The sequence below is a fragment of the Nitrososphaerota archaeon genome (assembly GCA_027887005.1).
Lineage (GTDB): Archaea > Thermoproteota > Nitrososphaeria > Nitrososphaerales > Gagatemarchaeaceae > UBA183.
Map to the genome: position 1 here is coordinate 1 of JAPCJI010000009.1, position 18,847 is coordinate 18,847.

General features: G+C 57.3%; 19 protein-coding genes and 2 tRNA genes. 8 read left to right on the top strand and 13 right to left on the bottom strand.

Features of this window, described 5'->3' with window-relative positions:
• Together OK438_06820 and OK438_06825 are read right to left on the bottom strand one after the other, a co-directional pair.
• A partial coding sequence (locus tag OK438_06820; protein MDA4125140.1) for a hypothetical protein occupies nucleotides 1–292 on the bottom strand: 292 nt, incomplete at its 3' end.
• On the bottom strand, nucleotides 289–573 hold the full coding sequence (locus tag OK438_06825; protein ID MDA4125141.1) for a hypothetical protein: 285 nt from the start codon (nucleotides 571–573) through the stop codon (nucleotides 289–291). The genes OK438_06820 and OK438_06825, both read right to left, overlap by 4 nt.
• Nucleotides 574–703: 130 nt before the next feature.
• Between OK438_06825 and OK438_06830 the strand changes: the two genes are divergently transcribed.
• Nucleotides 704–1,330 carry a hypothetical protein gene (locus OK438_06830; protein ID MDA4125142.1) on the top strand — a complete coding sequence of 209 codons (627 nt, stop codon included), beginning with the start codon at nucleotides 704–706 and terminating at the stop codon, nucleotides 1,328–1,330.
• A 64-nt stretch (nucleotides 1,331–1,394) separates the two neighbouring features.
• Here the strand turns inward: OK438_06830 and OK438_06835 are convergent, their stop codons facing one another.
• The 5 genes from OK438_06835 to argS all read right to left on the bottom strand — a co-directional run bounded on the left by OK438_06835 (nucleotide 1,395) and on the right by argS (nucleotide 6,543).
• Nucleotides 1,395–2,639 (bottom strand): hypothetical protein, encoded by a 1,245-nt coding sequence (locus tag OK438_06835; protein ID MDA4125143.1) that lies wholly within the window; start codon nucleotides 2,637–2,639, stop codon nucleotides 1,395–1,397.
• Between the two features lie 82 nt (nucleotides 2,640–2,721).
• Nucleotides 2,722–2,794 (bottom strand) — tRNA-Gln (locus OK438_06840).
• Between the two features lie 46 nt (nucleotides 2,795–2,840).
• The gene (locus OK438_06845; GenBank protein MDA4125144.1) at nucleotides 2,841–3,968 is read right to left on the bottom strand and encodes an alanine--glyoxylate aminotransferase family protein; all 1,128 of its coding nucleotides are present in this window, start codon (nucleotides 3,966–3,968) and stop codon (nucleotides 2,841–2,843) included.
• A 44-nt stretch (nucleotides 3,969–4,012) separates the two neighbouring features.
• Entirely contained in the window at nucleotides 4,013–4,645 is a 633-nt protein-coding gene (locus OK438_06850; protein MDA4125145.1) for an HAD-IB family phosphatase, read from the bottom strand.
• A complete protein-coding gene (argS, locus tag OK438_06855; GenBank protein MDA4125146.1) occupies nucleotides 4,642–6,543 on the bottom strand; it encodes an arginine--tRNA ligase in 1,902 nt (633 codons plus the stop codon). The genes OK438_06850 and argS overlap by 4 nt, the downstream gene beginning before the upstream one ends.
• An 80-nt stretch (nucleotides 6,544–6,623) precedes the next feature.
• Between argS and OK438_06860 the strand changes: the two genes are divergently transcribed.
• Nucleotides 6,624–6,699: transfer RNA gene (locus OK438_06860), tRNA-Arg, on the top strand.
• Between the two features lie 81 nt (nucleotides 6,700–6,780).
• Here OK438_06860 and OK438_06865 read toward each other — a convergent pair.
• The 3 genes from OK438_06865 to OK438_06875 form a co-directional block, all read right to left on the bottom strand.
• Nucleotides 6,781–8,652, bottom strand: coding sequence for a heavy metal translocating P-type ATPase (locus tag OK438_06865; protein MDA4125147.1), 1,872 nt, complete (start codon nucleotides 8,650–8,652; stop codon nucleotides 6,781–6,783).
• A 133-nt stretch (nucleotides 8,653–8,785) separates the two neighbouring features.
• Complete coding sequence (locus tag OK438_06870; protein MDA4125148.1) at nucleotides 8,786–9,568, bottom strand: ABC transporter permease; 783 nt, start codon at nucleotides 9,566–9,568, stop codon at nucleotides 8,786–8,788.
• A gap of 7 nt (nucleotides 9,569–9,575) precedes the next feature.
• Nucleotides 9,576–10,481: an ABC transporter ATP-binding protein gene (locus OK438_06875; protein MDA4125149.1), complete on the bottom strand. Its 906-nt coding sequence runs from the start codon at nucleotides 10,479–10,481 to the stop codon at nucleotides 9,576–9,578.
• A gap of 648 nt (nucleotides 10,482–11,129) precedes the next feature.
• Here OK438_06875 and OK438_06880 point away from each other — a divergent pair.
• From OK438_06880 to OK438_06900, 5 genes are all read left to right on the top strand, one after another.
• Nucleotides 11,130–11,519, top strand: coding sequence for a hypothetical protein (locus OK438_06880; protein MDA4125150.1), 390 nt, complete (start codon nucleotides 11,130–11,132; stop codon nucleotides 11,517–11,519).
• 211 nt (nucleotides 11,520–11,730) lie between these two features.
• On the top strand, nucleotides 11,731–12,420 hold the full coding sequence (locus OK438_06885) for a hypothetical protein (protein MDA4125151.1): 690 nt from the start codon (nucleotides 11,731–11,733) through the stop codon (nucleotides 12,418–12,420).
• Nucleotides 12,421–12,531: 111 nt separating this feature from the next.
• Nucleotides 12,532–13,239 carry an RraA family protein gene (locus OK438_06890; protein MDA4125152.1) on the top strand — a complete coding sequence of 236 codons (708 nt, stop codon included), beginning with the start codon at nucleotides 12,532–12,534 and terminating at the stop codon, nucleotides 13,237–13,239.
• Between the two features lie 71 nt (nucleotides 13,240–13,310).
• Nucleotides 13,311–13,967 carry a hypothetical protein gene (locus OK438_06895; protein MDA4125153.1) on the top strand — a complete coding sequence of 219 codons (657 nt, stop codon included), beginning with the start codon at nucleotides 13,311–13,313 and terminating at the stop codon, nucleotides 13,965–13,967.
• 62 nt (nucleotides 13,968–14,029) lie between these two features.
• Nucleotides 14,030–15,301 (top strand): phosphoribosylamine--glycine ligase, encoded by a 1,272-nt coding sequence (locus tag OK438_06900; protein ID MDA4125154.1) that lies wholly within the window; start codon nucleotides 14,030–14,032, stop codon nucleotides 15,299–15,301.
• Here the strand turns inward: OK438_06900 and OK438_06905 are convergent.
• Together OK438_06905 and OK438_06910 are read right to left on the bottom strand one after the other, a co-directional pair.
• Complete coding sequence (locus tag OK438_06905) at nucleotides 15,298–15,522, bottom strand: hypothetical protein (GenBank protein ID MDA4125155.1); 225 nt, start codon at nucleotides 15,520–15,522, stop codon at nucleotides 15,298–15,300. The two genes, OK438_06900 and OK438_06905, sit on opposite strands and share 4 nt — an antisense overlap.
• Nucleotides 15,495–15,887: a hypothetical protein gene (locus tag OK438_06910; protein ID MDA4125156.1), complete on the bottom strand. Its 393-nt coding sequence runs from the start codon at nucleotides 15,885–15,887 to the stop codon at nucleotides 15,495–15,497. The genes OK438_06905 and OK438_06910 overlap by 28 nt, the downstream gene beginning before the upstream one ends.
• An 84-nt stretch (nucleotides 15,888–15,971) precedes the next feature.
• Here OK438_06910 and OK438_06915 point away from each other — a divergent pair, with 84 nt between their 5' ends.
• Nucleotides 15,972–18,482 carry a M1 family aminopeptidase gene (locus OK438_06915; protein ID MDA4125157.1) on the top strand — a complete coding sequence of 837 codons (2,511 nt, stop codon included), beginning with the start codon at nucleotides 15,972–15,974 and terminating at the stop codon, nucleotides 18,480–18,482.
• A 4-nt stretch (nucleotides 18,483–18,486) separates the two neighbouring features.
• Here the strand turns inward: OK438_06915 and OK438_06920 are convergent, their stop codons facing one another.
• The gene (locus OK438_06920) at nucleotides 18,487–18,846 is read right to left on the bottom strand and encodes a hypothetical protein (GenBank protein MDA4125158.1); all 360 of its coding nucleotides are present in this window, start codon (nucleotides 18,844–18,846) and stop codon (nucleotides 18,487–18,489) included.
• Between the last annotated feature and the right edge of the window lies 1 nt (nucleotide 18,847).

The following is an 18,847-nucleotide window of genomic DNA, read 5'->3' on the forward strand; positions in this document are numbered from 1 at the left end:
CATCGGCCTTCCTTGTTGTGACGAACCAGATTGTCCTTTCAATCCCTTCCTCCTTCGCCTTCCTCACCTGCTCGTCAGTCACCATTTCGAGCGCATAACCAATCATCCTGAGCCACCAGGGCCCAGGATAGGAATTCGCTAGCTCCGTCTTTACTTCCTCGTCCGAGTGGCCGGCCGCTTTGAATTCGGCAACAGCTGGGATGAGCTCGTCGACGGCTCCCTTCTGTGTCTCGTTGAGTTCCTTCTTTACGGCCCCGTCCTTATCCTGCGGGGGAGGTGCTTCAGCAGTCATTCCCGATCATTCTCCTCATGCATGTCGGGGAGCCTCAGCCACACTCCCACCTTCGAGATGAAATCCTCCTTGTCTATCCAGTCCTTCTCGGTCAGTATCAAGCTCCTCAGCGGGCCATCTGGAAGCTCTCTCGCCGCGAAATCCTTCAGCGCGCTGACCCTGACGAGCCCCTCGGAGGCCGCCTGATTCACCGTCCTCATCAACATCATCTTGCATGTCTGCAGCGACGAGTGCCCTGACCACTCGCCTGTGATACCCCTCGAACTCCCTCCTGAATTCATTCAGCTCGGCGCCGAGCGATTCCAGCTTCCTCTTGATCTGCCCGTCCGATACTTTCAGTCTGCCTGCCCTGTGTTTGTCCAATTTCTTCGCAAGTCTAATAATTCGGTGTCCTCCATTACGTTTGGGAGAGTGAGCGAGCGGTTGGAGGAGTGGTTTCAGGCCGAACCCGAGTGGAGGAAGGAGGAACTGGGAGCCATACGGGACCTGCTCCTGGCCAACCCTACAGGACTGAGATACAACGAGCTTCTCCGTCAGACGAACGCGAAACTGAAGACCCTGTCAAAGGAGGGGCTTCCCCCCTCCGTCTTCGACAACAGGGTGAAGAAGCTCCTGCAGCTAGGGCTAGTCGAGACTGAGAGAGTTGGCAGGCAGGGAACTAAGGTCAGAATGGTCGCTGCAACTCGTAACCTCGATGAGGACTGGCAGAAAATCGAAGGTATGAAGAGAAACCTCCTCGAACTGGTGGACCAGCTTCCGAGCGTCCCAGATGCTGGGGTAAACTCCCTGGTCCTGAAGAGTGTCCTCGCGTCCGCCCAGCTCCTGGGCGAGGCGTTCAGGACAGGGATCGAGAGGGGTTACTCGGAGAGGGTCAGGAACGACCTTCTGCAATCGGCCGCTGCTGGACTCAACGAAGCTCTCATCAAGTACCAAGGATGGACGGTGAAGATGGTCAAGAAAAGGAAATTGCTGCTAAGCACGATGGACGCAATGCTCGGAATAAAGATGGAGGACGCCGCGCGGATGTTTATCAGATAAGGAACGTCATCTCTTCTGACTCCAAGAAGGAATGGGGTGTCAATCAATCGCAGGCATCAATCAATCAGCCGCGTTCAAGCTTCTTCGGCTTCTCCCTTCTCTTCGCAGGTTGCCCTCGATCAATTATCATCTTCCTCAGTTCCTCGTAGTTCTTCTCTATCTTGCCAAGGCGATCCTGTAGGGCGACGTTATCTCTCTCCAGCTCCGCTACCGTTCTGTCGCTCACCGCGATGTTCTTCTCGAGCTCGTTCCTCAGTTCTCCCTCCTGCGAAATTGTCAGCTCGGGGACGGCCTTAAGGTAGTCGTTCAGCAAGTCGTCCTCTGTCGGTCGGTTGTAGGATTCTTTCAGGCCAGTGTCGTGGTCCAGTAGTTGTTCGACGTGGAGCGTCTTCATGTGACGCTCTGCCGCGGTGTCGAAGTACTTCCTGAACCCGTGGGTCGCCTTGAACTCATGACGCCGCTGCCCCGCGGGCAGCTTGCCCCTGAGCCCAGCGCTGCTGATCGCGCGTTCAACGATTCGCTTGACGATCCGTGCTGACAGGGGGACGGGCTTCAACGCTTTACCTGACCCTCCTCTATCCGTGTCCAGTAGGTCCCTGACCACTGGCGAGTCCTTCGTCATTGGCTCACCCATGCCCTGCCTGTACTCGATGTACTCTTCGACGCTTCGGAAAGCTTCCGGCGTAATGAAGGTCTTGTACCACCTCCCGGCCTTGGTGTTGTATGCCTTGACTCTAGCGGCGAGGAGCTCTCCACCCCTCTCAATCTTCTCGATATGCCCCCACCTGATGTGGTCCCACGAGCCTATCCGGATTCCGGATGAAAGCATGGTCAGAACGATGGGCTTGATCCGCCTGTCAGGATATTGCAGAATCTTCCTTACCTCATCCAGGGTCGGCGGTCTGTCATCAGCTGCGTGCAGCCCCTTGGGCATCTTCCTTGACAGCTTGGCCCAATTCACTGGGATGTCGTTCATTACACAGAACAACTTGAGCGGCTTGGTGTAGATGCTGACGGTGCTGGCAGAGATCTCGCCGGCCTCGACGCGGGCCTTGACTTCACGCAGGAAATCGTTGATCGCGCCCGTCGCCCAATCTGGCTCCCTCTTTGCTCTCAGTACGAAGTCACTCGCAAGCTTCCTTGTCGTGGCTTTGCTGGCGTTCTCTGTTCTTGGGTCAAGCTTCACACCCTTGCGAGCGGGAGCCGTTGGTGCCTTGTCCCCATAAACCCAGCCGAGGAATTGCCTAATTCGAAGCTCGTATTTCCTCTTAGTCACTGGACTCTTTACCGCGTCAAAGAACTCGGTCATTGGGTCATCTTCTCTATTCTCTACCAGCAACGCTATCAAGACGCTGCTAGCAAATTAGGTCATATAAGCCCCTAAATAAGGGTAGCCCGGCTAGGATTCGAACCTAGGTCGAAGGCTCCAGAGGCCCCCATCCTTGACCACTAGACGACCGGGCTAATTCGGCTTGGCGCGACCGCGGAGCAGATAAAAAGATTCTAGGTCTCAGTGCTGGGCGGCGAGGGGCGCGTGCTCCCCGACCGCGTGCAGCTTAGCGAGCACCTGGTCCATTGACTTGAGGGCGGACTCAAGGGTCTGGGGTGAGAGAATCCCGAAGTGCCCGATCCTGATCATCTTGTCCCTGGCTTCGTAGATTCCTCGGGCGACGACGATCCCATATTCCTTCTCCAGTCTCTTCTGAATGTCCCCCGCAGTCCCGTCCTTTACCCAGAAGGCTGTCACAGTGTCCGACCTGTAACCCTGGTCCGCTACGAATTTGAAGTTCCACCCCTCGACCCGGTTGCGGGTCAACTCGCCCAGCCTCCTGTGGCGCGCCCACCGTTTCTCAAGGCCCTCGGCTTTGACTTCGAGCAGGGCCTCCTTGAGAGCAAGCAGGACCTGCGTCGCAGGTGTCGCGAGGTACATTCTGGGATCCTCCATGATCGGCCTCCAGCGCAGGAGGTTCATGTAGTACGACTCAATCTGCTTCTTCCGTTTCTCCATGTAGGCGAGGACCCTCTCCGTGGCCGCGAGCAGAACGGCACCGGGGGCGCCTGCGAGTGCCTTTTGTGAAGCCGTGAAGACGATATCGGCACCCAATCGGTCGAAGTCCATGGGAATCCCACCTACGCTGCAAACCCCGTCCACGACAGCGAAGACGTCAGCCTTTGCGCACTCCTCGACCAGCTCTTTGATCGGGTTGGCGACCGACGTCGAAGTGTCTACGTGGGTCATGAATACGGCCTTGTATTTCGACTTCCGGAGCTTCTTTCTGAGGTCGTCAGGGTCGGCGTGAACACCGTCCTCGTACTCGAGGGCGTCGGCCATGGCCCCGTGCACCTGGTTTAGCATGAGCATCCTCTTCCCGAAGTACCCTGTGCTGATCGTCAGCGTCCTGTCCCCGTGGGATACGAGGCTCACCACCGAGGACTCCATTCCGATGGTCCCCGATCCTGTAAACACGAACTGGGGGGCCTTTTCATTTCTGAAAACGAAGCGTGCCAGACCGATGATGTCTTTGAACGTCCCGTAGAACTCCGAGCCGACGTGGGGAAGCTGGGGGCCCGCCATCGCATCCCTCACCCTCTTGGAAAGGTTGGTGGGTCCGGGGATCAGGAGCAGCTTGTCTTCCATCGCGCTCGAGAACCTCGCGCGAACAGGGTTGATAAAAGCCCTCCCTAAAGGTGGTCGAATATCTCAGAGAGCTTGTCGATGTGGATAATCTGAGGGTCGCTGACCCTGGTAGTGTGGGCCAGCATGAAACCAATGGCGGCGGACTTCAAGAACCTCAGGTCGTATATCGTGTCCCCAACTGCGATCGTCTTCTTGCTAGGCACTCCGATCCTCCCCAGGAGCCTCTTGTAGGCCAGGTCCTTCCTTGTCGGGTCTACCCTGCCCAGCCCTTCAGGCAGGACGACCCCGTCTCTGCCGAACCGCAGGCCGTTGGCAACCCAGTAGTCGATGCGGAGCTCCTCCGCCACCTTCTCTGCGAGAATGTCTATCCCTGAGGTGACTAGGGCCGTCTTAATGCCTCGCCTCCTCAGTTCCTCGAGAGTACGGGGGGCCTCTTTCCTGACCTTGTACCTTGAGAGGATATGGTCGATGGCCTGCCGTGTCACCCCCCTGGGCCAGGAAGAGATGTCCCTTCGCATGAACTCCCGGTAGTCTATCTTCCCCTCGCCGTAGAGCTTCAGGGACGCTTCTCCGCTCTCGGTGGTCCCGAAGTGTCTGTGGATGGCCACCCAGCTGCTGTCGTGCTCCAGCAAGGTGCCATCCATGTCAAACGAGGCGAGGACGATTTCCGGCTTCAAATCCGCTCTCTTGATGGGATGCCCATGAGCCCCATGGATTCTGCGAGCACCCTGCTGGTGGCGTCGACCAGGGCAAGTCGTGCGTCCCTCAGCGATTCGTCTGGCTCTCTGTTTACTTGGACGCTTTCGTAGAAGTCGTTGAAAGCGAGCGCGAGGTCGTGGGCGAAGCGCGCCACCTCTTTGGGAGAAAGGTACTCTCCCGCCTTCATCACCGCTTTATCAAGCATGGAGATCTTCTTGACCAGCGCCTTCTCGACGGGATGAGAAAGCTTGGCTGCGCTTTCCAGATTGACCCGAGGTTTGCCTGCCGTCTTTTCCAGGATTCTTCGAGCCCTCGCGTAGGTGTAGAGCAGGTACGGCCCAGTGTCACCCTCGAAGCGCAGGGACTCCTCCATGTCAAACACTATCATCTTGTCTGGATCCTGCTTGAGCAGTTCGTACCTCAGGGCCGAGACCGCTATCGCTTCGGCGACCCCGCCTACCCAATCCTCGCTTTCCGACGGGTTCCGTTTGCGGGTTTCCTCCTTGGCCTTCTTCTGGAGCACGTCCAACATCGAATCCACGTTGACGTAGAGGCCCTTCCGTCCCGACATTTGCACGAAAGCGCCTTCGACGGTGAACCCGAGCTGAGTAGCCGTCTTCTTGGAAAGAGCTACCACCTCGTATCCCCGGTGAAGGTACCTCCGCTGCGAGCCTTCCCCCAGGCGCTCCAGGACTTTCCCAACGATCTTCTGAAGGTAGCTTTGCCTGGTGTCTATGACGGAAATCGCCAGGTCAGCGCCCCCGAACCTGTGACCCCCAGTCTTCCCGCCCAGTGTGGTGGAGTAGAGTGCCCCGTATCCCGGCTGACTCTCGGCGTACACTTCGTACCCGAACGGGTCCGGGACAAGGCCAATCTTCCAGGCGGCATAGGGGATGTCCTTCGCGACGTAAACCACCGTTCCGTCTGACCGGACTACGACCTTCTCCTCCCCGGTGTCTGGGTCCGGTATCACCCAGCACCCCTTGTTCTCGCCCTCGGTCTGGTACTTCACGTCGCCGTTCTTCTTCATCAGCTCGAAGATGCGCTCCCACATCCCGGAGTGGACGAGCTGTGACTCCCAGTTTAGCAGGTCGTAGGCGGCACCCAGCCGCCAGCAGGTCGACAGCTGGTCCGCCAGGATCCTACTCACTATCGACCGAGTGTACTCGGCGAGCGGGCCTTCCCCCTTTTCGACCTCTCTCAGCACGAGAGACTGCTTCTCCTTGAGGGAGGGGTCCCTTTCGTATTCCTTGGTCACCTTCGTGTAGACGCTGTCGCCGCAGTAGACGTCGAACTTCATCCCTGCAGGGGGGAGTTCGCTGATGCCGAGGAACTTGAACCCTACGATGACGTCGGCGACCTGGGCGCCAGAGTCGTCGATGTAGTTCAGAGCGTGCACTTTGTACCCGAGATGGCGCATGACACGTACGAGCGAGTCACCCAGGACCAGGTTCCTGGCGTGTCCGACATGGAGGGCCTTGTTCGGGTTGACGTTGGTGTGCTCGATCACCACGGACTCTTTGCCGCTGTCGCTGGTCCCTATCAGCTTGTGCGAGGCAATCTCCGTAAGGGAATCGAGGGTGAATCTTGCGTGGTCCATCGTGAAGTTGAGGTAGCCACCCCGGTGCGCGGCTACGGACCCGACGTAGCGGTAGTGCCCCGACCGAGTCATGATCCGGTCGGCAAGCTTCACGGCGGTTGCGGCGGGGTCCTCCTTGCGCTCCTTTGCGATTCTGAGAGGGGTCGCGCTGGAGAGGTCGCCGTAGGAAGGATTCGGAGGGAGACCCACTTCCACCAGAGAAGCGTCGTAGCCTAGGGCCTCGCACGCCTCCACGATCAGATGACTTGCTTCCTCCTCGAATTCGAGGAACTTCAAACGAGGGCCTTCACACAGGGGATGACATAAACGCTCTCGGCGGACTAACCCTTCTTAACCAGCGTCAAATCGGCTTGGATGGGCCCGTAGCCTAGCACGGATCAGGGCGTCAGCCTCCGAAGCTGAAGACCGAGGGTTCGAATCCCTCCGGGCCCGTTATCGAATGGCACAGATTGCTGTTCTGTTCATCCAGAGAGGCTCAATTCAGCGTATTCTCGGCTGTACCTCGCCTTCGAGCTAACGAACCCTTAAGGCGTTCAGAATCACAACGACGTCGAGGACCTCCTGCATGATTGCTCCAGCTGCCGGCTGAATGTATCCAAAGCTGGCTATGCCCATAAGCACAAAGCTCCCCCCCATGCCGAAGAAGATGCTCTCTCGTGCGATGTGGAGCATTCTTTGCCCGATCATGATTCCGTCGCCGACTTTTGTCACGTCGTCGACCAGGAGGACTACGTCGGCTGCTTCTGCGGAAATGCCCGTCCCATGAGCGCCCATTGCCACCCCGACCGTTGCTGTGGCCAACGCAGGCGCATCGTTAATGCCATCCCCGACCATTATAGATGTGTGGAACTGCTCAGTCAACCTCCTTACTTCGTTCACTTTTTGCTCCGGGAGAAGGTTCGCCTCCACCTTCTCGATTCCCGCTTCCTTCGCGATGGTCAGTGCGTTCATGGCGCTGTCTCCGGTAAGCATGACTGTCTGTTCAACACCCAGCTCTCTGAGCTTCTGGATAAGAAAGGGCACGCCTGGCCTGAGCTGGTCGCTGAAAACGATAATCCCTGCGGGCTGGGCGTCTACGGCAATGAACGAGACAAGGCCCCCCTTGCGTTGCGCCTCCCGAAGTACCTCCTCCGATCGGCCTTCGAAGCTTCTCTCGATTGACTTCTCAACGAACTTCTGGGAGCCTACCACCACCAACCTTCCTAGCACCTTGGCATCGACGCCTTGCCCCGGGCTTTCATGGAAGTCCTCGACGGGAAGGAGCTCTCCGAACCTTCTTCTCCCTTCTCGCGCCATAGAGACCGCCACCGGGTGCGAAGAAAGCTGCTCGACGCTCGCTGCCAGCTTCAGTATTTTCCCCTGATCTCCACTGATGGAAAACACACGTTCGACAACGGGCGTCCCATAGGTCAAGGTGCCTGTCTTGTCGAAGATAACAACGCGCCCCTTGCCGATCTGTTCGATTGCTGCCCCGCTCTTGACAATGATGCTTTCCTTTGCTGCACGATTGACCCCGCTAATGACCGCCAGAGGAGTTGCTAGTATTAGGGGGCAGGGGGTAGCCACTACGAGGACAGCGAGGAAGGCATCCACACTGCGTGTCAGAAGAAGGCTGAAAACTGCTATCCCCGCGGTTATTGGTGTAAACCAGACTGCGTACCTGTCCGCCAGCCTCTGTATGGGTGGCCGCTCTGCCTGGGCTTGCTTCACAAGCTCCACAATCCGGGAGTATTGACTCTCCCCACTGATTCTGGTCGCACGCATTTCAAAGGCCGACCCAACGTTGACGCTTCCACTCAGAAGCTGATCCCCAGTGTTCTTGGTTCGAGGAAGAGGTTCACCGGTAAGTGCGGACTCGTCGATTGATGCCGTTCCTGACTTGACCATCCCGTCGACGGGAATCAGGTCGCCGGGACGGACTACGAGGATGTCGCCCACTCCCACTTCCTCTACCTTCACCTCGTCCAGGGTGTCGCTCCTCTTGCGCCTGGCAAGTCTTGGGGCCCGGGCGATCAGTTCTCCGAGCGAGGAGGAAGCCCTCTTGAACCCGTATTCGTCTATCGCCTCCCCCCCCGTTTGCATCAATACTATGATCACACCGGCGAACGACTCGTCTGTGAGAATGGCTGTAACGATCGCGAGCATTGCCACTATGTCCGCTGCGAACCTTCCCTTGAGTATTCCACTCAGGGTCTTCACGATGACCGGAGTCCCACCTACTATGAGAGTTCCATACCAGACCCATCTTGCGGTGTCGGATGCCCCAAAGGCAAGTATCTCGACCGCTCCTGAGATCAAACCGGCGAGAGCAAGGAAGGGGATAGGGTAGGACCTGGCTAAGCTGGCAAGCTCGGACAACTTCCCAGGGGCTTTATCAGCGGTCATTATCCTTCCCGCTTACCCCCGCAGAATTAAGGTCAGAGGACTATTCTCAATGATGGCAACGCTTGAGTTCTTGATTTGCCTGAGAGTGCCTGATTCGAACTACAAGTCCGCGGCCAGACCGACCTCCATCTGGCTAGGTGCCCTTGAACTCCTCTCTGTTGAATCTCAGAATTGCAAGAAAGACAAAGACAAGCGATGCCCCCACAGTTGTGGCTAAAGGAACCAAGGATGGCAGCTGTCCGCCATTCATGAGGATCGCGGAATACTCTGGCAGCGTATGTGGCAGAACCAATGAAACCCAGGAGTTCGAAGGACCAACTATGGTGGGAATTAGCGTCTGGAGGAACAGGAAGATTAGGGGAACCCCAATTACCGGGTTTCTGGTTTTGAAGAACGTCCCAAGCATGAGTACTAGGCTCAGCCAGAAGACGAGTTGCAAGCCCTGTAGGGCGAGGCCTTGAGCCAAGAGGGGCCATGGCACGCTTCCCGCCCCCAAGGCCCCAATGACCATGTTGAAGACAACTCCTTGGAGAAGGACGAGAATGGCCAGGAGCCAGGCAAGATTCACCAGCAGTTTCGAGAGTATGAAGCTCACCCTGGATAGGGGGGAGGAAAGGACCCATTCGGCCGTGCCTGACTCCTTTTCCTGAACGATGTCACTCTGAGTCAGGATGATAATGCCGAAGGCCACCATCCAGCCCATCAGACCTGCGAAGACAGTAACGAATCCGCCAAGTGTGAAGGTGGCCTCGGTGTGCATGAGTTGTACCAACGCGATCGAGGAAATGCCGTTAATTATGAGAAGCCAGACAACACTTTGAATGAGCCACTTCCTAGTGTTCCACCAACGACCGTTCTCCTCCCTTGCTTTGTTCTTGAAACCGGTGAGCGATCCGGAGCCCACAATCCTCTTCATTGACGATTCATTCTCCAACCTTCGATTCCCCCACTATCTCAAGGAATTTGTCCTCAAGTTCGAAACGCTTTTTGCCGAACTCGGTCAGTACCAAGCCCCTGTCCAGCTGCGCGAGTCTAGGCAATTCCTCTTCTGCCTTCCCTTCGTCGGTGACAGTGACCTCAAGCGTTGTCCGAGAATCAGTGTGTAGCACGTCCACTCTGGTGACCCAACGCGAAGCCCTGATCCTCTCGTATGCGGGCCGATAATCACCTTTCAATGTGATGTTGTATACTGTGGACCCGGACCCCTTTAGGAGCTCGGCGATCGGCGCCTGAGCGAGGAGCCTTCCTTTGTTGAGGATGGCGACAGTGTCGCTGATGTGTTGAACGTCGTTGAGGATGTGCGTGGAGTAGATGACAGTGGAATGTTCGCGGAGTTTCTCCATCAGATTGAGGACATCGTGGCGCCCCATGGGATCCAAATTGGCTGCCGGCTCGTCTAGGATGAGGAGTTCAGGCATGTGAACTTCTGCCTGGGCAATGCCGAGGCGCTGACGCTCTCCGCCAGAGAATCCCCTGATCGGTCGGTCCGCCTTATCTTCAAGCTCCACCATCACGAGCGTCTCCTGAACGCGTTCCTCCATCGCCCTCCTTTCACCACCAAAGTAGAAACGTAACTTGAACAGCAGAATTTCACGGGCAGTCATGTACGTGTAGTAGCTAGGGTTCTGGGCGAGGTATCCTATGCGCCTCCTTACTTCGACGCTGCTCTTCTGTATGTCTTGACCGAGAATGGTGCCCCGCCCAATCGTCGGTTTGATGAGACCCAGGAGAAGCTTGATCGTCGTGGTCTTTCCTGCACCATTCGGCCCAAGAAGGCCGAAGATTGACTTCTGGGGAACCCTAAGGTTGAGCCCTTCGAGGGCATTCACAGAGCCAAAGGACTTGCAAAGGCCATCGGTAAGTACCGCTGCTTGTTGGATCTCTGTGATGCCGCCGATTCCGCCTACTACTTGTTCCGCCTGCGTCTAGCCCACCCCTTGATTTGGCCTTCAATGTGACGGATTAGAAGGGCAAGGACGATTGCCAAAAGTAGGAATCAGAAAGAGTCTTCCCTAATCTGGCGCCGGTCGTTGGAAGGATCTTTACCAATGGGTGCCAAGCCACGCTCCAGGGTTTTCGTCGCGTTTGGCTTGCCAGTCCGAGCCCTGGATGGAATTTGTGGAACGGCCGCTCATTGAGATGTTGATTCACGGGTCAGGCGAAGGCCTAGGGAATGGCCCGCCGGCGGCAAATATTGCGAGGCTGATGAACCCTGTTTGGCTCGCCAAGGAAGGATAGAGCTCTATTCAAGCCACGTCACCAACGACGTTGCGCGTGGAGTCGCCGGTTCGCAGACCTAACGGGTTCGAATTCACGGTCAGTCACTCTTCCTTTCTCAGATTTGAGAATCGGTTTCTAGCTTTATTACCGAAACAGACGCCAAGGGATGAGAAGTAGGAACAGACCATGGCTACTGAGAGAATTTGTACGCTTTGCCCATTGAACGTCATGGGGCTGAATGTAGGTGATGGTTCGTAGTGGAAAACACGCTATTGAAGACCAGGATTGCGATGCTGTGGATCTTCACGGTCTTCGTTCTGTTCGCCTTCTCGACGCTCTCTGCCTACGAACAGTTGGGCGCGGGAGTGTCCCCGCCGCAACTGACGCCTGGATACTCACTTTTGTCCACCGCCGCCTCACTAGGCCTCTTCGCAATACCCTTCCTCTGCCTGACGCTGAAGGATTCTTGGAACCGCATGGCGAACATCTTCTTGGGCACTGCCTTTACAGTGTTCGGAATCGCAGGGACGGCGTCCGGCCTATCACAACTGACGGCTTCTAATGCGCACTTCACACTTATCTACGGTGCAGCGACAGTGGCTCCCGCCATTATTGTGTACTACTCGTACCGGTGGCCGAAGGGGTGAATGGTGACCCCTTGAATGAGTTCGTCACGCCGTGTGGAAAATGCTGATTCGAATGTCGGAATCACCATCGCATGATCTTCAGGTCATCGTGGCTGTGCAGGAAGCCAGGCGCATGACGCATCACGCTGGTCCGTGTGATTCTCATGCATGAGAATCGTGTCTTGGCTCTTATACCCGAACGGCGTTCCCATGACTTCAGGTAGACGCCCAGGTGAACACGAGCGTGTTGGTTGCAGGTTCCATGGTTGTGCTTCTTGCCCTTGGCATCGGAGTGGGGTGGGGCATAACCTCGACAGTCTCGACTAGGGCGGCCGTGACAGTCACGTCGGTGTCCACCACGACCCAGACGCAGACGAGCAGTACAAACGCGTCGTCTCCGTATGTAGTAACTCTCGTTGTAACAACCGGGAATCACTTCAATTCGACCGTTGGCGAACAACCCGCCTTCTTCATCCTCGGGCCGAACGGACTACAGTCATCTGCCCAGATAACGATCCCTGCTCACAGGCTGATCAAGCTTGTGATAGTCAACTACGACGGGGGTTCAGCCAACCTCACGGGAGCACAATACGCAGATGTTACGGGGACGGTGCACAACCAGATTACCTTCGTCAACAACACCCTCGTGAACGCGACTCAGCGCTCAGCGGGCATATCAATAGGAGGCGTTCAAACAGTATCCAATTTGGACCCGGGCGTGATTGCGCACACTTTCACTATTCCCGCGCTTGGACTCAACGTCCCCATCCCCACCGCCTCCACCGTGATCGTGTACTTCACAATCGACACGCCGGGGACCTACACATGGTACTGCATGACGATCTGCGGGAGCGGACCCGACGGACTAGGTGGCGCCATGGCGACGCCAGGTTGGATGGCGGGCTCCGTCGTCGCCCAATGATAGTTCAATCGATGCGGAGTGCAGAAGAAGGATAACCGCCTGGACCGGTCGCTATCATGCCCGTAGAATTGTCATTGTTTCTTAATAACGGGCAGGGATGGATGGACCGCAATGGACAACGGAAAACTCGCGAATATCTTTTCCAAGCTTTCCACTCCCCTCATAGCCGATGCATGCGTTCGCCTACACATCCCCCTGCGTGTCGCCCCTTCTGGCATCCGTCCGCTCGTACCACAAATGCAAATCGCTGGCAGAGTGCTGCCCGCCCATCACCGAGGCAGCGTGGACGTCTTCCTTGAAGTCATGAAGAAAGCCCAACCTGGAGACGTTTTGGTTGTGGATAACGACAGCAGGACCGACGAAAGCTGCGTGGGGGATCTGACAGTCCTGGAGGCGCGGGCGTGGGGCCTGGCCGGGCTGGTGGTCAGGGGCTACCACCGGGACACAAGCGAGCTCCTCGGGATTGGTTTTCCGGTGTTCAGCTATGGGTCACTTCCTGTTGGACCTCGTCGCCTGGACCAGAGGATTCCGCAGGACCTTTCTTCAGCTCAGTGGGATGGTTTCACAGTCGACGGCTCAGACGCTGTCTTCGCAGACGACGATGGGGTTCTCTTCGTCTCCTGGGACAGTATTGACGAGGTCTTGGAAGCTGCCGAGTCCATATGGAAGGTCGAGAGGCGCCAGGCAGAGGCAATCAGGGCTGGGAAGAAACTCTCGGAGCAGCTGGACTTCGATGCCTATCTCGCAATGCGGAACTCTGACCAGACCTACACCCTCCGCAAACATCTGCAGGAGCGGGGGGGTGCGGTGGAAGAATAGGCTCCCAATCTAAGGTCTCTCCCGCCCTCCCTCAAAAGGCCAAAATATGCCATCTGGGCGAGCCGGTCAGGTTGGCCCGGAACCAGGTCTTCGCACTCATCGCCGTAACCCTTGTGGCTCTGCTTGCCTTGGCATTCATCTGGGCGCCCATCGTCCCCTTCGAACGGCTCGCGTCAATCAACGCTCCCACCTCCCCTGACCTCTGCCCTGGCACGGCGATCTGCCACACGGCCTTCTCCCAGGTCTGGGTGAGAAGTTACGCTTCCTTCGGCTACGACTTGTTCGGGTTTGGGATGGCACCCTTCACTGGCCCAGTCTCAGTTGAGAAGAATGGGGTGGTCGAGGTACTGCTCTTCAACGGTACCGCAGGGACTTCGCAGCTGATGTCAGTGGAGTACCCTGTCTCAAGCCCTGAGCCCCTGCCGTTGATCAGGGTGAACGGCCTGACGGTGTATCCCCACGGCGCGCCCTTTGGGGGCACGGTCACCCAGATTTCCGTGACCAACATGGGAGTTGGAGAGACCGCGGAGGTGTACTGGGGGAACCAGGGAAACCAGCAAGTCCCGGCAGGCGGAACTGTCCTCGTCAACTCCACTGACTGGACTGGCGGACCACTTCCAGTGCCCAACTCAAACTACACAGTCTCGTTCACCAGCACAATCCATTATCCGAAGCTCTGGCTCTACGCGTTGACGACGCAGAGCGTAAAGGTCACCTACTCTTCCTGACCATCCTCATTTGGTCCAGGGCGTCATGAATATTAACTGGAACCAATTCCGAATCGTTTCGGATGAAATTCCTTTTCGTGACGGACGAGAGTCTTTCAGCTGACCTCGCCTGGCAGCTCAAGAAGGAGGGCCACGAGGTCAAGATGTTCTGCCACGACCAGGGAGAGAAGGACGTTGGGCTCGGTTTCTTCGAGAAGGTAGATGAGTGGGAGCCACTGAAAGACTGGGCAGACGTAATAATCTTCGACGACATCGAGTTCGGCTCCAAGGCAGAGCAACTCAGGAACGAGGGCAAGTTCGTGGTTGGGGGCTCGACCTACGCCGACAAGCTGGAGCTTGATCGGGAGTTCGGCCAGTCGGAGTTGAACCTTGCCGGCGTTGACATACTTCCGAGCTGGAACTTCACATCCTTCGACGAGGCCATTGGGTTCGTGAAGGCCAATCCCGACAGGTACGTCCTGAAACCGAGCGGAAAGGCCCAGAATGAAAAGGAGCTGCTCTTCATAGGGCAGGAGTCCGACGGGAAGGACGTCCTCCAGGTCCTGGAGCACTACAAGGCCAATTGGTCGAAGAAGATCAAGGAGTTCCTGATTCAGAAGTATGCTGAAGGAGTGGAAATCGCCGTGGGGGCCTTCTTCAACGGAAAGGATTTCACCCTTCCACTCTGCGTGAACTTCGAACACAAGCGGCTCTTCCCGCAGGAACTCGGGCCGAGTACGGGAGAGATGGGAACTAGCATGTACTGGACGAAGTCCAGTCCAGTCTTCGACCGGACGCTCTTGAAGATGAAGGAAAAGCTCGCCGAAAGCAAATACGTCGGCTACGTTGACATCAACTGCATCGCGAACGTCAAGGGAATCTGGCCCCTGGAGTTCACCACCCGTTTCGGATATCCCACGATAAGCATACAGATGGAGGGGGTCACGAGCGACTGGGGGACCTTCCTGCAGGAGCTGGCCCAAGGGAAGGACGCGCAGCTTAGGACCAAGAAGGGGTACCAGGTTGGTGTGGTGGTAACCATACCGCCGTGGCCATTTGAGGACGACAAGGCGTTCAAGAAGTATTCAGAAGGGGCGACAATCCTGTTCAGGCGCCAATCACTAGACGGGATTCACATCGGCGAGGTCAAGCTCGAAGAAGGGGACTGGCACATCGCCGGGAACTCTGGCTATGCCCTCGTCGTGACCGGCTCGGGCGCAACCATGGCCGACGCAATCGATAGGTCGTATCAGAATGTCAAGAACGTGATGATCCCGAACATGTTCTACCGGATCGATATCGGGCACCGCTGGATACACGACAGCGACATGCTTCTCTCGTGGGGATACATCTAACCCTGAGATTCGACCCAGGATTCCAGGTCGGCCATTACTGACCTGAGGTCAGGGTACCTTCCCTTGTGGAGCGCCTGTCCTAGGAAATAGCTGACCTCCCATCCTTCTACGGTCTTGCCCGAAGTTACCGTGAGGAGGTCTGAGCGGCTAATTGGAAATCGAGCGTGTCTGAGCGTCCGTGATACGGCCGCGGTCAGGCTGGAGACTTTGCACCAGGCCATGCCCATTCATCCTTTCTGCGACTCTTCACGAAGCGAAGGCCCATGAGAAGTATGATCAGGACCTGGGCCGCAGACCCGAGTATGAAGACTGTCGCCTGGAGGACCTGGCCGTTTTCGATGAGTGCGTAGTGGGCAGACTGCGGGAGGGAAGAAGCCAGCGCCAGGACCGCGAGTACCAGCCCGAGATAGTAGGATGCGACGGGCCGGATGAACGTCAGGGCACTGTCAACGACAAAGAGCGCCCATCCCACGGCGATGAAGTCGAAGACAGCCCCCGGAAGGACCCCGTTCGCTATCCAGAGGAACGCGAGGCCGAGCAGAGCAGAGAAGATGATCAGGGCCTGAATCACCCTTCCTGTCTCCATGACGAATCGAGACCCTCTCATGTCATATTTTAGAATATGGCCTCCGGGAAAGTCTTTTCAAGCGACCGGAGCCCCGCCATTCGCATGAGAGCAGAAGCATACAGGTCGTTTCATATTCCGGAGTCGAGCGTACACTACCCACCTTCGAAGGAGTTCCACACCGAGCACGCCAGGATCGAGCTCTCCCTCGACTTTGAACGGAAGAGGGTCTGGGGGTCCTGTTCCCTGACAGTGACGCCCCTCAAGGCGGGAATGAAGCGGCTCGGGTTCGATGCGTGCGGTCTGGAGATATCCGAAGTGACCCTGGACGGGACGAAGTGCGACTTCGAGTACGACCTTCAGAAGCTTTTCGTCGCTTCGGCGGAGCCCCTATCAGGCTCCCACGTCGTGAAAGTATCCTACTCGACCACCCCTGTCGAGGGGATCTACTTCATCCAGCCCGATGCCGAGCATCCGGAGAAGGAAGTCCAGGCCTGGACGCACAACGAGGCTGAATTCGCACGATACTGGTACCCGTGCTACGACCACCCCAACGACAAGTTCACGAGCGAAATACTCCTGACCGTCCCCAAGGAGTTCAGGGTCATCTCCAACGGGAGCCTGGTAGACCGCAAGGAGGATGGGGACTTGGCTACGTTCCATTGGAAGGAAGACCTCACGCATTCCAGCTACCTGACCTCCTTCGTGGTTGGAAAGTTCGCCCTGACAGAGGAGGAGTCCGACGGGGTCAAGCTCAACTACAACTATCCGAAGTCCAAAGAGGCGGATGTCCTGCGATACTTCGGCGAGACCCCGAGGATGATCCAGGTCTTCAACGAGCTGACCGGGGTGAAGTACCCCTACTCGAAATACGACCAGACGACCGTCGAAGATTTCATCTTCGGAGGGATGGAGAACTTCAACGCCACCACCTTTGCCATGGGCTACTACCCGGACGCGGGGTCAGAGGAAGACTTCCAGACCTACTATTCGAGGCCAAACACCAACGCAGTCAACCTGGTGGCCCACGAACTGGCCCACCAGTGGTTCGGTGACCTTGTCACCTGCGTCGACTGGTCCCACGGCTGGCTCAACGAAGGTTTCGCAACTTACATGCAGGTGCTCTACATCGAGAAGACAAGAGGAGCCGACTCGCTCCGCTGGGACATGGAGGTCAAGGCCGAGGAGTACTTCGAAGAAGACGCAACCGAATACAGGCGGCCGATCGTCGACAGGGAGTACGTGTACCCCGACGACCTCTTCGACCTGGCGATGTACGAGAAGGGGGCGTGGATGCTGCATGAGCTGCGCTACCTCATGGGAGAGAAGCCCTTCTTCGATGGAGTGTCGGTGTACCTGAGATCGAATTCCTTTGGGGTGGTCGATACCCATGATTTCCGGAAGGCGATGGAGAAGGCTTCGGGATACTCGCTCGAGGAGTTCTTCGAGCAGGCATTCTTCCGCGCGGGGTTCCCGGAGTTCCTGGTCGCCTATTCTTGGGACGAGGACGGGAAGCTAGCGACCCTTAGCGTCAATCAGACTCAGAAGCTTGAACAATTTACCCCTGTCTTCAAGCTCCCCTGCGACTTCGTCTTCTACGCCGGAGGGCGCCGAGTCAGGAGGCGGGTGCAACTCGACTCAGCCCAGCAGAGCTTCTCCTTCGGGCTCGATTCGAAGCCGACCATAGTCGAGTTCGACCCGAGGCACTGGCTCCTGAAGAAGGTCCGTTTTGACAAGGGAGCAGAGCTCCTCATCAACCAGCTCGAGGGAAGCGAAGACGCTTCGAGCCGGGCTGACGCTGCTAAGGGCCTGGGGGAGGCCAAGGCAAGCATCGCGGTGGGGCCACTAAGGAGCGCTGCGATGAAGGATCACTTCTGGCACGTGAACGCCAGCGCGCTCAAGGCCCTGGGGGAGATCGGCACCAAGGAATCCCTAGAGGCCCTCCTTCAAGTAGGCACCCCGAAGAACAGGCGCACAAGACGGGCCCTGGCTGAAGCACTGGGGAACTACAAGGATGAAAGGGCGCGTTCGGCCCTGACCAAGCTACTCGAAAGCGACGAGAGCCCCTACGTCAGGTGCCAAGCTGCCCTGGCCCTCGGAGAGTCCTGGCCGGAAGGCGCGTTCCCTCTGCTCCTGAAGTCGATGGAGGTTCATTCGCCCAACGAAACTCTCGCCGAGGCATGTCTCGACGCCATGGGCAAGCTCAAGGATCAGTCGGTGATCGATGTAATCCGAGACAACCTTGGCTATGGAAGGCCGACCCGAGTGCGAATCGGCGCTCTGAAGGCAATCCAGGGGAGAGGCCATGTGCTCGGCGCTGAGCTGCCGGTGCTTAGGGAGATGCTACAGAAGGACAAGGAGTTCAGGGTCAGGTACCACCTGGTCAGCAAGCTGATTCCGTCCCTGGGGGACAAGCGGTTCCTCGAGGCTCTGAAGGAAGCGGCCACCCATGACCGCGACCCGAGGGTGAAGAGGAAAGCGCTGGAAGTTTACCGAGAACTCTCCTCCGCGTCCGAGGCCTCCGGTGCCCTGTCGAAGCTCAGGGAGGAAGTCGAGGTGCTCAAGGAACAGAATCGCCAGCTCCTCCTAGGCGCCGGCGCCTCAGCGCAGGCCTAGGTATCTACTCGTACAACTTCCGTCGCGTCTCTCCGTGGGTCGCGGTCACACGGGACTGCTTTGAAGAGAGCATGCGCTTCATCCTGGGCCCCATGGAATCGAAGACGCGGGCAAGGTTGTATCCAGTCTCTGAGAAGGCGTGCCTCTCGCGCGGAGTGTAGACCTCGACCGAGACCTCGTAGCGGGCGTGGGTCTTGGCCGGCTTCTTTGACTTGATGACGGCCCTGATCTCCTCGATGTACGGGAAGACCTTCCAGAGTTCCAGGGACAGCCTTTCGAACTTTAGCTTTGCTTCTGTCGCCTCCAACGGCTCTTCGGGGAGGCCGACGATGTAGAAGGGGGGCTGCTTAGAGGAGGCTTCCATG

Coding starts and splice junctions, on each gene's coding strand:
- OK438_06905 (MDA4125155.1), bottom strand. CDS start 15,522: ATGGCCTGGTGCAAAGTCTCCAGCCTGACCGCGGCCGTATCACGGACG.
- OK438_06915 (MDA4125157.1), top strand. CDS start 15,972: ATGAGAGCAGAAGCATACAGGTCGTTTCATATTCCGGAGTCGAGCGTA.
- OK438_06865 (MDA4125147.1), bottom strand. CDS start 8,652: ATGACCGCTGATAAAGCCCCTGGGAAGTTGTCCGAGCTTGCCAGCTTA.
- OK438_06910 (MDA4125156.1), bottom strand. CDS start 15,887: ATGGAGACAGGAAGGGTGATTCAGGCCCTGATCATCTTCTCTGCTCTG.
- OK438_06890 (MDA4125152.1), top strand. CDS start 12,532: ATGGACAACGGAAAACTCGCGAATATCTTTTCCAAGCTTTCCACTCCC.
- OK438_06870 (MDA4125148.1), bottom strand. CDS start 9,568: ATGAAGAGGATTGTGGGCTCCGGATCGCTCACCGGTTTCAAGAACAAA.
- OK438_06825 (MDA4125141.1), bottom strand. CDS start 573: ATGAATTCAGGAGGGAGTTCGAGGGGTATCACAGGCGAGTGGTCAGGG.
- OK438_06835 (MDA4125143.1), bottom strand. CDS start 2,639: ATGACCGAGTTCTTTGACGCGGTAAAGAGTCCAGTGACTAAGAGGAAA.
- OK438_06845 (MDA4125144.1), bottom strand. CDS start 3,968: ATGGAAGACAAGCTGCTCCTGATCCCCGGACCCACCAACCTTTCCAAG.
- OK438_06920 (MDA4125158.1), bottom strand. CDS start 18,846: ATGGAAGCCTCCTCTAAGCAGCCCCCCTTCTACATCGTCGGCCTCCCC.
- OK438_06900 (MDA4125154.1), top strand. CDS start 14,030: ATGAAATTCCTTTTCGTGACGGACGAGAGTCTTTCAGCTGACCTCGCC.